Annotated in this window: 9 protein-coding genes and 1 other annotated feature; of the genes, 5 read left to right on the forward strand and 4 right to left on the reverse strand. The window is 37.0% G+C overall.

Features of this window, described 5'->3' with window-relative positions; all coding sequences use genetic code 11:
* Complete coding sequence (locus tag O1A01_RS19775; protein ID WP_066413145.1) at positions 1-609, reverse strand: hypothetical protein; 609 nt, start codon at positions 607-609, stop codon at positions 1-3.
* Between the two features lie 303 nt (positions 610-912).
* Here O1A01_RS19775 and rpsD point away from each other — a divergent pair, with 303 nt between their 5' ends.
* Positions 913-1,515, forward strand: coding sequence for a 30S ribosomal protein S4 (gene rpsD / locus O1A01_RS19780; protein ID WP_066413147.1), 603 nt, complete (start codon positions 913-915; stop codon positions 1,513-1,515).
* A gap of 113 nt (positions 1,516-1,628) precedes the next feature.
* Here the strand turns inward: rpsD and O1A01_RS19785 are convergent, their stop codons facing one another.
* Positions 1,629-2,822 carry a helix-turn-helix domain-containing protein gene (locus tag O1A01_RS19785; protein ID WP_066413150.1) on the reverse strand — a complete coding sequence of 398 codons (1,194 nt, stop codon included), beginning with the start codon at positions 2,820-2,822 and terminating at the stop codon, positions 1,629-1,631.
* A 248-nt stretch (positions 2,823-3,070) separates the two neighbouring features.
* Between O1A01_RS19785 and O1A01_RS19790 the strand changes: the two genes are divergently transcribed.
* Entirely contained in the window at positions 3,071-4,633 is a 1,563-nt protein-coding gene (locus tag O1A01_RS19790) for a glucose PTS transporter subunit IIA (RefSeq protein ID WP_066413151.1), read from the forward strand.
* Between the two features lie 105 nt (positions 4,634-4,738).
* Positions 4,739-6,856, forward strand: coding sequence for a glycoside hydrolase family 3 protein (locus O1A01_RS19795; protein WP_066413153.1), 2,118 nt, complete (start codon positions 4,739-4,741; stop codon positions 6,854-6,856).
* 258 nt (positions 6,857-7,114) lie between these two features.
* Here the strand turns inward: O1A01_RS19795 and tyrS are convergent, their stop codons facing one another.
* Entirely contained in the window at positions 7,115-8,374 is a 1,260-nt protein-coding gene (gene tyrS / locus O1A01_RS19800; RefSeq protein WP_066413155.1) for a tyrosine--tRNA ligase, read from the reverse strand.
* Positions 8,375-8,428: 54 nt separating this feature from the next.
* Positions 8,429-8,657: a binding site (T-box leader), on the reverse strand.
* A 134-nt stretch (positions 8,658-8,791) separates the two neighbouring features.
* Between tyrS and O1A01_RS19805 the strand changes: the two genes are divergently transcribed.
* The gene (locus tag O1A01_RS19805) at positions 8,792-11,728 is read left to right on the forward strand and encodes a transglycosylase domain-containing protein (RefSeq protein WP_270064808.1); all 2,937 of its coding nucleotides are present in this window, start codon (positions 8,792-8,794) and stop codon (positions 11,726-11,728) included.
* 143 nt (positions 11,729-11,871) lie between these two features.
* On the opposite strand, the gene acsA is transcribed toward O1A01_RS19805, so the two are convergent.
* A complete protein-coding gene (gene acsA / locus O1A01_RS19810) occupies positions 11,872-13,590 on the reverse strand; it encodes an acetate--CoA ligase (protein ID WP_270064809.1) in 1,719 nt (572 codons plus the stop codon).
* Between the two features lie 313 nt (positions 13,591-13,903).
* Between acsA and O1A01_RS19815 the strand changes: the two genes are divergently transcribed.
* Entirely contained in the window at positions 13,904-14,536 is a 633-nt protein-coding gene (locus O1A01_RS19815) for a GNAT family N-acetyltransferase (RefSeq protein WP_270064810.1), read from the forward strand.
* The last annotated feature ends 45 nt before the right edge of the window (positions 14,537-14,581 follow it).

Consider the following 14,581-nt stretch of genomic DNA (forward strand, 5'->3'; position numbering starts at 1 on the left):
CTATGAAAATAGTACTGTGACATCATTATTGAAAATAACTAACCATAAATCTTCCGTAATCGATAAACGTTTTATAGATAGTGGTTGTTCTTGAAAGTTTTTCTGAAAAAGAAGTTCTCCGTCTTTCATTATTTTCATTAAATAGTAGCTTTCCGTTTCTTCCACTACCATTTCATAATTTTGTTCCTTTTGCTCGGGTACATTTTTAGAGTTTGTAACGATTTCTAGTTCTTCCGTAAACAATGTCCAGTCGTCATCCATTCCTAACCAAACCCCTTCCGATTCATCTGCTAATAGACGAGTTGGATTTTCTTGTAATTCTATCGCATTTATAGTAGAAAATTGGAAATTGTTTTCGATTTTTATTTCATAAGAAATGAGAACAGGTTTGTTTTCAGCTTCTCTTACCATTGATATGATTGGATTAGCATGATTTTCATCCTTTTCTTGAAGGACCTCTACTAAAAAAGGGATGTCTGTAGCATTATCCTCGGTTGGAGATGCTTGCTGAAACATACTAAATTGAACAGTAAATAAATATATAGTAAAGGAAATTACAACGGCTAATATTCCAAACCGCACCATTCTTTCTTTTCTAGATTCTTTCATAATAACCACCTATTATTTTTTATTATTAATTTATTTTATCAATTTCTAGTAGAATTACAAACCTTTGTTTTTCACTTCAACTTGACATTACTATAAAAATTTTATACAATAGCCTTTGTGTAAAATATAGCAGCCTATTGTGGAGACTATGTAGTTTCATTATGTTCCTCGAGCGCAACTCGAAGGTGTATCGTGTAACTCTTTGCTGCAGAGCGAGGATACATGAAAATATAATGACTAGGTAGAGATATTCACAACGGTTATTATTTTACCAAAATAATAACATAAAAGGAGGAGTCATTCATGGCTCGTTATACAGGTCCAAGTTGGAAACTGTCTCGCCGTTTAGGCATTTCATTAAGTGGTACAGGTAAAGAATTAGAAAAGCGTCCTTATGCACCAGGACAGCACGGTCCAAACCAACGTAAAAAGCTTTCTGAGTATGGTTTACAATTACAAGAAAAGCAAAAATTACGTCATATGTACGGTGTAAATGAGCGTCAATTCCGTCGCACATTTGATATCGCAGGTAAAATGCCTGGTATTCATGGTGAGAACTTCATGTTCTTATTAGAGTCTCGTTTAGACAGCCTTGTTTACCGTTTAGGACTTGCTCGTACTCGTCGTCAAGCACGTCAATTAGTTAACCATGGTCACATCGAAGTAGATGGCGCTCGTGTAGATATCCCATCTTACCGCGTAAAACCAGGTCAAACTATTTCTGTTCGCGAAAAATCTCGCAACCTAGATATCATTAAAGAAGCAATCGAAGTAAACAACTTCGTACCAGACTTCGTAACTTTTGACGCTGAAAAATTAGAAGGTACGTTCACTCGATTACCTGAGCGTTCTGAGTTATCTGCTGAAATTAACGAAGCGTTTATCGTTGAGTACTACTCTCGTTAATAGTAGATTCTCGCATTATAATGCAAATAAAACCCTTGAAATGTTGTTTTATCAACGTTTCAGGGGTTTTTTCATTATAGTATTCTAGTCACAATCCAGAAGTTTCCTCATTATCAAAAACCATTCTCCCTATACGCAGTAGGAGAATAACCCGTTGCTTTTTTAAAAACTCTTCCAAAGTAAGAGGGGTCCCTATACCCAACAATCCATGCAATTTCATCAACGGGCAGGTTTTCTGTTTTTAATAAATGTATCGCTTGGTTAATTCTAAGGTTTTGTTGATATTCTGTAATAGTCACGCCCGTTTCTTTTTTAAATTTTCTTGATAAATTTCCTGGATGCGTGTGAAATATTGTAGCTAATTCGTTTTTATCAATTTGCTGATCATAATAGCTCATTAAGTGCTCGATTACCTTTTGTATCATCTGGGAATAATGTTGTAGAGAATTTGACTTTACTAAATCACTGTATTCTCCAATCATATCATCCTGAATTCGGCGTAAAGCTGCGACATTTTCGCCATTCTCAATCCTATAGGAAAATCTTTCAGAGATACGATGAATTAAAATCGCCGGGACATTACTGTTTCCTGCAGCGATACGCAATAATGTATTTAAAACGATAGTTAAATTTTTTAGTCGGCGGAGGGGCTGGTTGGGAAACCGCTCGGAAAAAGAGAATAGCGTATTACCTGAATTAATCAGTTTTAAAGCCTCTTCTTTATTCCCCTTTTCAACTGCATGCATAAAATCATTTTCAATACGGTACCTCTCTTGTATCAGATTAGCCTTATCGCCCACTTTGGCATCCCTATCTTTGCTTTCTCCATTTTCATTTGAATAAATCACTACAGGGATTATTTCCGCTCCCATTATCGAGTTAAATTGCTGAAGCACTGCCTCGAAACTGCTTATTTGCTCAGTGGTGACAACGTTTACCTTTTCAATCAAACTTCTCAATTCAGCGCTTTCTTGAATGGTGAGATTGTATTGCAGTACTAAACTGTACATATCCGGAATTACTTCAAAATAAGGGCCAATGATGATACCGTTAACTTTTCCCTCTTCCAAAAAAGAATAACCTAAATAGCATAGCCCCCAAGGGTTAATATAGGTATAAACTTGATTTATTTGTTTTAGTTTATGAAAGAACTCCAGGACATCCTTTTGCTTAGCGCCTGGCATGGAATCAGGTATGGAGAATTTTTCATCGTGAAAGATCACATCTCCGTTCATATCTACTACATATGTATTTAATTGCGTAAGATGTGAAACCTTTATTGCGGTAGATACAATAGTTGAGTACACCTTTATCATCTCCTACCTTAATGCGAAATTTGTCAAATGTGTGATTTTTATCCGATTAACGCTAATTTTATCCTATGTGAAAACAAAAACTCAAGATAATATAGAGATATATTCAAAATAAAATTCTATTCATGTAGGTGTATTTTAAAAAAATAATATTTAAATTTGTAAACGCATTAATTGAGTTTAGAAAATAGCATGAATAAAACTTTGCTTCTCCATTCAAGTAAAAAGAAAGGAACATTACAATGAGTCAGCATAATGTCGCAAAAAAAGAGTCGAAGATATCTAAAATTCTCGAAGTGATTTCTGGAAGCTTTGCCCCAATTATTGGTGTACTTGCTGGTGCAGGTCTGTTAAAAGCAGCCTTATCAGTCTTAAGTCAAATTGGCTGGCTTTCAAATGAAAGCGGTACCTATATTGTCTTGTCTGCTGCCGGAAACTCTATATTTTATTTCCTTCCCGTCTTTCTTGGTATTACGATTGCAATAAAACTAGGAGGAAATGGTTATGTCGGTGGAGCGATTGGAGCAGCTCTTTTAACTCCCCAGATAGTAAACCTTGTTGACACGGGTGTTGAATCCATCAGCTTTTTAGGTCTATCTGTTAATTTGGCAGACTATTCATCAACCGTATTTCCTATATTTATTGCAATGTTTGTTTATGCAGGATTAGAGAAATGCCTAAAAAGAATCATCTATAAAGATATCCAAATGTTTATTAATCCGCTTATATCTTTAGCTATCCTGGTGCCATTAACGATGCTTTTCTTTGGGCCTTTTGGTAATTTAGTCGGAGAAGGCCTTGGTGCCATTATAACTTTTCTTAGTGATAAAAGTGGACTATTGGCAGGAGCGGTTCTCGGCGGTTCATGGACATTTCTTACTATTGCAGGATTGCACTGGACAATCATTCCACTTGCGATTGCTAACCTAGCAAATGGTCCTGACCCAATTATCGGCATGGCAGCACCAGCTGTATTTGCTCAAATCGCAGTTGCAATCGCTATATTTTTCAAAACGAGAGACAATAAACTGAAGTCACTTGCTGCAAGCGGGATCCTGCCAGGTGCACTGGCTGGTACAACCGAAGCAATTTACTACGGAATTCTCTTGCGTTACAGAAAAACGATCGTTTATGTTGTTGTGGCCGGGGCAATTGGAGGAGCAATCAATGGATCATTTGGTGTCGTGATGAATGATTTTGTTCTTCCAAGTGTACTGTCCATACCTGCCTTCTCGCCTATCAGTCAGCATTTAGTCGGAGCCGGAGCAGCCTTTGTGTTAGGATTAACCTTTACACTTGTACTTGGTTTCCAAGGAAAAAAAGATGATACCTATAATATAAAGGTGATTAAGCCAGAAACAGTTTCCAGTCCATTAAAAGGGAATGTTATCCCATTAGCTGATGTGAATGAACCGTTATTTGCTACAAATACAGTCGGAAAAGGAGCTGCAATCAAACCGATAGAAGGGAAAGTATATGCCCCTGTGGATGGTGAAGTTACGACTCTATTCCCTACACAGCATGCACTTGGAATCACTTCGAACAATGGTGCAGAAATTTTAATTTACGTAGGTATCGATACCGTAAAGCTAAATGGGCAATACTTCAACGTCCATATCAAGCAAGGGGATCAGGTGAAGAAAGGCGATCTATTATTAGAATTCGATAGGAAAAACATAGAAAAATCTGGGTTTGACATCACTACATCAGTCGTCATCACAAATACAGAGGAATATGCCCATATCGATGTTACAGAAGAAGCTTACGTATCATCGGAAAACAGTTTATTGAAACTAGCTTTATAACATGATGTTGTAAGGGATTAGGTGAGAATGTTCTTTAAAAAATACCGCAGTACCCTCTAACAACCTTATATTCAATTAAATAAAAATATAGGAGGAAGAACTCGCATGGAACACAAACAACCAAAACTGGAAGTTAGAAACAAACAGCTTATTGAAAAAGATGGTTTCACATTTAAAGATTTAAATGACAATGGAAAGCTTGATCCTTATGAAGATTGGCGCTTAAGCCCGGAAGAACGAGCGAAAAACCTAGTTTCTTTAATGAATATTGATGAAAAAATCGGTATGATGCTGATTAACACGCGCAGGATGGGTCTTTATCAGGAAGATAAGAGCAAAACAAGCCATGATGGTGTGTTAGATGAAGGTATTGTGGAAAAGGGAGAAAGTATCTTTGCCACTAGCAAAGTATATGGTACGACTCATACCATCGAAAATAGACATTTACGCCATTTCATTTTACGTGATAATTTTAGTCCGAGTGAAACAGCGGAATGGATTAATACGATGAATGAAGTAGCAGAGGCAACACGGTTAGGTATTCCAGTCATCGTTACTTCCAATTCAAGAAATGAAAATGGTGAGTCTATCTTTGGAATGAATGATGCAATTGGTATCTTTTCCACTTGGCCAGGCACATTGGGTCTTGCGGCAGCAGCGATGGGTGATATTAAAAATGGTGGGGATGCTTCCATCATCAGTGAATTTGCCAAAACTGCCCACAAGGAATGGAATGCAACTGGTTTGAGAAAAGGGTATATGTACATGGCCGATGTTGTCACAGATCCGAGATGGCAGCGAACGTATGGTACATTTGGTGAAGATCCAGAATTTATTGCAGATGCAATTGGTCGTATTATCGACGAATTCCAAGGGGAAACATTAGGTAAAGATAGCGTTGCGATGACAACTAAACATTTCCCTGGTGGAGGACCAAGAGAAAATGGGTTTGACCCGCATTATAAAGAAGGAAAATGGAATCTTTATCCTACTCCGGGAAGTTTAGAAAAGTATCATTTACCACCGTTTCGAGCAGCTGTTGAACACGGAACATCTTCCATCATGCCTTATTACTCGATTCCAAGCATCAAGAAAAGTGTGGTTCAGGAATTTGAAGGCGAAGATATTCCTTTCGAAGAGGTTGGTTTTGCGTTTAATCAATATTTCATTGAATATATGCTGCGTAAAAAACTAGGCTTTAAAGGTTATATTAACAGTGACAGTGGTATCGTCAATAACATGAGCTGGGGTGTTGAAAGTTTAAGTATTGCAGAGCGTTTTGCAAAAGCTGTAAATGCAGGGACAGATATCATTGCAGATTCAAATGATATAGAAAACCTGAAAGCGGCAGTGGATAATGGCTGGATCAGTGAAAAGCGAATCAATGAAGCGAATGAAAGATTGCTTACAGAAATGTTTGCATTAGGTCTGTTTGATGATCGTACGTACAATTCACCAGAAAATGCGGATAAGGTAGTAAACACACCTGCACACTGGGATACAGCATATGAAGCACATAAAAAATCAGTAACCATATTGAAAAACTCAAATGAAACACTCCCATTAACAGCGGACAAGCTGGAAGGTAAAAAAGTATATATAAAAGCCTACCATAAGGAAACAGAACATGCAGCTACGTATACGGAGCAGGCATTGGGCGATGCGAAGGAATTAGGTCAATTTCAGTTAACCGATGCGTATGAAGAAGCAGATATTGCTATCTTATTCCTGCAACCGAAATCAGGCACCTATTTTAATGCAACACCAGGATTGTTGGAGCTCAGTTTATGTGAAAATAAATCCTTAAAAGCGTTGGATGGTACCCCGTATACAGAAACTACTTTAAGCGATTTGGAGCATTTGAATGAAGTAATAGAGAACATCCGTAGCCGTGGCGGCAAAGTTATAATAAGTGTAAATGTTATCTTGCCATGGCTTCTAGGAAATGTAGAACCGTTGGCAGATGCTCTTGTTGCCGGTTACGACACATTCTACAAAGCACAGCTTGAAATTATGGCTGGAAACTATCAGCCAACAGGTGTCCTGCCGTTGACATTACCAGCCAGTGAAGAAGTGATTGCTGTCGATCAAGATGGTAATTGTGTATCAAGAAATGATGTTCCGGGCTATGACAAAGATAAATATATGCCAGAAGGAATCAGCTATGCCTACAAAGACAGCGAAGGAAATGTTTATAAACTAGGACACGGTTTACAATATTAAGGTTGAGGTGAAAGATAGGGGCTGGCAGTTCAGTCCCCTATCGAAAAATTACCATTAGACTGCAGTAGTCCAAATAGCTTAAGATTCAGCAAGAGTAATCGTCATCACTTCCCTGATGCGATTACTCTTTTTTAGGTTTACTACTTAATAAACAATTTGTCCTTACAACTAATAAATTCATAGAATCCTTATAAAGGTAACTAACAAAAAAAGTCCTAAAAGTCAGTTTTACTGACTTTTAGGACAGCCTCATAAATATTAAAACGTAATTAAGAAATATTTCTTTTTCCCTCTTCGAATTACGATAAATTGTCCTTCAATACGATCCTCTTTCGTTAAAACTCTTTCTAAGCTTTGTTCTCTTTCGCCATTAATGTAAATAGCACCATTAGAAATATCTTCGCGACCTTGTCGTTTCGATGGAGAAATTTTACTCATTACAAGTAAATCTAAAAGTAAAACTTCCTCTTCCCCATCATAATGGAAAGAAGGGACATCTTTAAAGCCTTGTTTAATTTCCGCTGCACTTAGTTCTGAAATACTACCACTGAATAACGCTTCGGAAATACGAATAGCTTGTGCTAATGCTTCTTCTCCATGAACAAGTTTTGTCATTTCTTCAGCTAAGCGTTTTTGAGCAGTACGTCTTTCAGGCGCTTCTTGTACTTCAGCTTCTAAACGATTAATTTCGTCCTGAGAAAGGAAAGTAAAGTATTTTAAATATTTCACTACATCTCGGTCATCTGTGTTAATCCAAAATTGGTAGAACTCATAAGGAGATGTTTTTTCTTTATCTAACCAAACTGCTCCACCTTCTGTTTTACCAAACTTTGTACCATCCGCTTTTGTCACAAGTGGGATTGTTAAACCAAATGCTTTCACATCTGTATCTACTGATTTACGAATTAATTCAAGCCCGGCTGTAATATTTCCCCACTGATCGCTTCCCCCTACTTGAAGTCTGCACCCTTTTTCTTCGTATAAATGTAAAAAGTCTAATGATTGTAAAATCATGTAACTAAATTCAGTATACGAAATCCCAGTTTCAATCCGAGAAGATACTGTTTCTTTTGCAAGCATGTAATTAATTCCGAAGTTTTTCCCTACGTCACGTAAAAACGAGATAACATCCATCTTGCCAATCCAATCAAAGTTATTCGCCATAACCGCTGGATTACTATCTGCTTCAAAGTCTAAAAACTGAGATAATTGATTTTTAATGCGATCAGACCATTGTAATACAACATCTGCTGTATTAAGTGTACGTTCCGCCTTTTTACCACTTGGATCCCCGATTAATCCAGTTGCTCCACCTACTAAAGCGATCGGATGATGACCAGCCTGTTGAAATCTTCGTAATGTTAATATTGGTAATAAGTGACCAATGTGTAAACTATCTGCTGTCGGGTCAAAACCACAGTAAAGTTTAATCTTTTCTTCTGATAGTAATTTCTCTAACCCTTCTTCGTCTGTAATTTGATTCACAAGTCCACGGAATTTTAAATCCTCTAATAACATTGGCTTTTCTCCTTTATTTTGTTTATTTTTAAACACAAAAAAACTCATCCCTAAAAAAGGGACGAGTTGCTCGCGGTACCACCCTAATTGAAAAGCTCTATACTAAGCCTTCCCACCTTAAGTAAAATAACGGCTTTTCACCGTCTTTTGCTAATTAGTAACAACTGTTCACAAAAGAAGCTCTAGGAGGTAATTCATCTATATAGCAGTACTGATTTGCACCATCCATCAGCTCTCTAAAAAGCTAACTATATACACTACTAATTCCTATCATTGCGTTTCCATATATTTAATTAACTATCTTTTTATCATACAATGAAGCTCTATGTCAAATAATTTATTGGAAATAGAAAAAAATAGTCATATACAGCTTTTCACTATGCTATAATGGTTATGATTTACCGGGGGGTAGATAATATGTCAAAAAAAGACAGATTCAAAGAAAATCTTCTGTCTACGTATCAAGTTTTTGTAAATAAATATACAAAAAAAGGCTTTAATGTTACGTACCTAGTAGTGTGGAATTTATTATTGATCTTCTTTATTATTGGGGTCATTGGTGTAGGATTTGCCGGCGGAGCAGGGGCAGGCTATTTCGCTTCTCTCGTAAAAGATGAACCTCTACGTCCTTATGAAGATATGAAGCGTAACATATACAACTATGAAGAAACGTCAGAAATGTATTTTGCGAACAATATATACCTTGGAAAATATCGCGCTGACTTAGATAGAGAAGAAGTTAAATTAGATGACATTTCACCTCATTTAATTAACGCTCTTATCGCAACAGAGGACGAGTATTTTTATGAGCATGAAGGTGTAGTACCAAAAGCAATTCTTCGTGCAATTTTACAAGAAGTTACAAATTCCGCCTCACAAACTGGTGGAAGTACATTAACTCAGCAGTTAATAAAAAACCAAATACTTACGAACGAAGTTTCATTTGATCGAAAAGCAAAAGAAATACTGCTAGCACTTCGTTTAGAAAACTTCTTCACTAAAGAAGAGATTTTGGAAGCATACTTAAATGTATCTCCTTTCGGACGAAACTCGTCAGGACGCAATATTGCTGGAGTTAAAACGGCCGCGAAAGGTATTTTCGGTGTAGAGCCTAATGAGTTAACAATCCCTCAGGCTGCCTATATCGCTGGACTACCACAAAGTCCATTTGCGTATACTCCATATACTCGTGCCGGAGAAGTAAAAACAGCTGAAGGGCTGGAACCTGGCTTCTCAAGAATGAGATACGTCCTACAACGAATGTATGCACTTGAGTATATTACAGAAAAACAATACCAAGATGCGTTAGCTTACGATCTAACAAAAGATTTTATCGAATCTGAGAGTTCTGCAATTGAAGAATATCCATACGTTGCTTTTGAAATTGAAGACAGAGCCGAAAAAATAATCGCTTCTATTCTTGCTGAGGAAGATGGTTATTCGAAAGAAGAGTATGAAGCAAGCACAGAATTACAAAATCAATATAAAGAACTTGCCAAAATTAACATCCGTCAAAACGGCTATAAAATTCATACGACGATTCATAAAGAAATTTATGACGAAATGGAAAGAGTTACGAGTGAATTTGAATTTTTCGGTTATCCAATTAAGGTAGTAAATAAGGAAACTGGTGAAGAAGAGCAAAGTTATGAACAAGTAGGAGCTTCATTAATCGACAACGATACGGGAGCAATTATTAGTTTCGTAGGTGGTAGAGGTTTCGATATATCAAACAATAACTTTGCAACGCAAACGAACAGACCAAACGGGTCCACGATGAAGCCTTTATTACTTTATGCACCTGCATTTGAATCTGGACGACTGCAGCCAGGAAGTATATTAGCTGACATCTCCGTTCCTATACCAGCAGGAACTACTACTTGGACACCTAGAAACTGGAACTATAGAGAAAATGGGTTAGTTACGGCTCGTGAAGCTATCCGAGCTTCTCACAATATCGCTGCCGCTCATGGCTATAAAGATTTAATGAATAATAGTCCTAACCCACCGATGGACTACTTAGTAAAACAAGGATTCAAAAATGTGTACCAAGATCGTGAAAACCTTTCTGCTGTACTTGGAGGATTAACTACTGGAGTCACAGTGGAAGAAAATACTGCTGGCTATGCAACGTTCGCTAACGGTGGTAACTATGTAGAACCATATTTAATTGAAAGAATTGAAACGAATAATGGTGAAGTAGTGTATGAACATGAAGTTGAGCCTGTAGAAATTTATTCACCACAAACAGCTTATTTAATGTTAGATACATTACGAACTGTATTCCATCAAGGAACAGGAACACCAGCAAAAAGATTTTTAAACTTCCACTCTGATTGGGCAGTTAAGACTGGGACAACGAATGACACTACGGACGTTTGGTTAGTAGGCTCAAACCCGAAAGTAACATTTGGTATTTGGTTTGGTTATCCACATAACCAAACAACTAGTCTAAGTAATAATGTAGGTGGTTACACAGCTACAAACCGTATGCAACTTCTATGGGCTAGATTATTAAATGCAGCTAATGCAGTCGATTCGGAAGTAGTTAGCACATCAGAAAGCTTTAAAATGCCAGGTGGAATTGTTCGTAGAAGCTATTGCATGCTTTCTGGACTATTACCTTCTGATTTATGTCGCCAAGCTGGATTAGTAGGTGAAGATTTATTTAATGCTAAGTTCGTACCAAGTAAAGTAGACGACAGCTTAACGAGTGGTAAATATGTAAAGATTGGTGATGTAGCTTATAAACCGTTAAGCTCAACGCCAAGTGAGTTTGTCAAAGAAGGTCCAATGCTAAACCCAGACTTCTTGAAGAGATTACAATTAAAAAGTATCGAAGATTTAGCAAAACATATGGACAATAATAAAGTATTCGAAAACTTAGTCATACTTTCTGAAGATTCGCTTCCACAAAATAATCAAGCACCTAAACAAGTTTCAAATGTGAGCTTGTCGGGTTCCACAATTAATTGGAACGCTAGTGGTGAAAAAGATGTAATTGGCTATTACGTATATTACGCGCCAGATACAACTTCACAATCAAGAAGAATCGCTTCCGTTGTTGCTGGTGATTCAACATCGTTAAAACTTAACCAAAATATTGGAGTGTTTTACGTAACAGCAATTAATGCGACTGGGAAAGAGTCCTCTCCTTCTAAAGAAGTGAAACTAGGGGATGTTGATAAAATAGAGGAAGAAAAGAAAAAGAAAGAAGAAGAAACTCGTAAGAAAGAAGAAGAAAAGAAGAAAAAAGAGCAAGAAGACAAGAAAAAGAAGGAAGAAAATAGTGGAGGTAACCGTGATGGAGATAGCTCCACCAACCCACCTCCAGGAAATGACGACGAAGATTAATTTTATTTCAAATGAGAGCCCAATTAATGGAGCTCTCTTTTTTGATGTCTAAAACTTATTAGGTCGGACCTATTATTTGTACGCATAAAAAAAGGGGTCCAAAAAATCAGTCTCTACTGACTTTTTGAACAGCCCTCTCCTAATTAATCTTCCATTGTAGATAAATCACCTGTCGGAAGGTCTAACTCCCAAGCTTTTAATACACGTCTCATAATTTTACCGCTTCTTGTTTTCGGTAGTTTATCGCGGAACTCTATTTCTCTTGGTGCCGCATGAGCAGCTAATCCCTTTTTCACAAACTGACGAATATCCTCTTTTAATTCATCCGTCACTTCATAACCATCCATTAGTGCAACGAAAGCTTTTATTATTTCACCACGTACTGGATCTGGTTTTCCAATTACCCCCGCTTCTGCAACGGCAGGATGCTCTAATAATTTACTTTCTACTTCGAATGGACCTACACGCTCACCGGACGTCATAATAACATCATCTACACGCCCTTGGAACCAAAAGTATCCATCCTCATCCATATATGCAGAGTCACCAGAAACGTACCAATCACCTGGCATGAAATAGGATTCGTATTTTTCTTTATTGTTCCAAATCGTGTACATCATTGCTGGCCAACCTTTTTTAATTGCTAGATTGCCCATACGGTTAGGCGGTAACTCATTTCCTTGATCGTCTACAATTGCTGCAATAACACCTGGAATTGGTTTCCCCATTGACCCAGGCTTAATTTCTAAACAAGGGTAATTGCAAATTAATTGCCCCCCTGTTTCCGTCATCCACCAAGTATCATGAATTCGTAAAGAAAAGACTTTCATTCCCCAACGAATAACTTCTGGATTAAGTGGTTCTCCTACGCTTAAAATGTGGCGTAAAGACGATAAATTAAAATTGTTCACTACTTCATCTCCAGCCCCCATCAACATTCTAAACGCTGTAGGAGCACTATACCAAACAGAAACACCGTAATCTTCAATAGTTTCATACCAAGCTTCTGGTCTAAAACGACCGCCTACTACGACGTTCGACGCACCTACTAGCCAAGGACCGAAAATACCATAAGCTGTACCAGTAACCCAGCCTGGATCTGCTGTACACCAATAAACATCATCATCTTGTAAATCTAAAACCCATTTCGCTGTTTGATAATGTTGTACCATTGCATTATGTACATGAAGTACCCCTTTTGGCTTTCCAGTAGAACCACTCGTATAATGTAAAATTAATCCATCTGTTCTGTCTACCCACTCTACTTGTAGCTCTTTGCTTGCATTTTCAAACTTGCTATGAAAGTCAATTAAAATGTCATTTTCCTCTACATTTTCACCCACTAACACAACATGTTTTAATGCTGGTAGCTTATCTAAAGGAACACGGTTTAATAAATCTGGAGTAGTAACTAACACTTTCGCTTCACTATCTTCTAATCGGTCTTTAACAGCACCTTCCATAAACGCTTCAAATAAAGGTCCGATAATAGCACCTAGCTTAATAGCACCTAACGCAATGAAGTAAAGTTCTGGAGAGCGAGGCATAAAAATAAATACTCTGTCTCCTTTTTCAACATCACACGCTTGCTTCAACACATTCCCCGCTTTGTTTGAAAGCTCTTTCATTTCTTTGTACGTGTACTTTTCATTTCGCTCTGGGTCACGATAGTATAGGGCTACTTTATTTTTTCGATATGTTTCAGCATGACGATCTATCGCTTCATAAGCGACGTTTACTCTTCCTGTTTCAGACCAAGAAAAGTTTTTTTCAACTTCTTTCCAATCAAAATTCTCGTACGTATCTTCGTAGCTTTGAAGATTGTAGTTCCCCTTTGTTACAGATAGCGATTCAACTTTCATCTACAAACTCCCCCTTAAGTTAGATGATTCTCTACTATTATATTACAGAAATAATCTTTTCTCAATTTTTAAAAAACTTATAAAAAAAATAAATGCTTTTACTAGGCGTTTCTAGTAAACTAATAATGAAAGCGTTTTATTTCTTTCGAACCAGTTTTTAATAAAAGTATAGCTACTATTATGCTTATGGTACTATGTTATTAATAAAATAATTCCGCAATACTTTTGAAAATATTCTGTTTTGATGTTTTCTAAGTACGACTTAAAATGAGTCATACTGCCTGTTATTGCGGGATAAAAGTAGGTGAAAAATGTGGAACATATTAAAATATACAATGCAAAAGAAGTAAAAACACCTAAAGGAAAAGTAATTGTTGAAGGACCAATTACAACTGATAAGCTCGCGTCTTATGAATTTCATGAAGACTTAATTGCATTTCGGCCACCAAAACAGCAACACCGCGCACTTATAGAAATTTCATCATTACCAGAAGGGAGAATATTAATTGCGAGAGTACAAGACACTATCGTAGGTTATGTCACTTATTTATATCCAGATCCGATGGAACGATGGTCGGAAGGAAATATGATTGATTTGATAGAACTTGGTGCAATTGAAGTTATCCCTGCTTTTCGTGGGTGCTCAATAGGGAAAAGCCTTTTGCAAGTTTCCATGATGGACCCTATGATGGAAAACTATATTATTATTACAACTGAATATTATTGGCATTGGGACTTAAAGGGGACTGGGTTAAATGTTTGGGAATATCGAAAAGTGATGGAAAAAATGATGAACGCTGGTGGGCTAGTATATTACGCGACAGATGAACCAGAAATTAGTTCACATCCTGCAAATTGTTTAATGGCTAGAATTGGTAAAAATATAAAACAAGAATCTGTTCAACAGTTTGACCAGCTTCGATTTAAAAACCGATTTATGTACTAATTACATAGAACGTTATTAATTTATTTCCAATTTTCAGCATACAGA

Source organism: Sutcliffiella sp. NC1, from assembly GCF_027594365.1.
Taxonomy (GTDB): domain Bacteria; phylum Bacillota; class Bacilli; order Bacillales; family Bacillaceae_I; genus Sutcliffiella; species Sutcliffiella cohnii.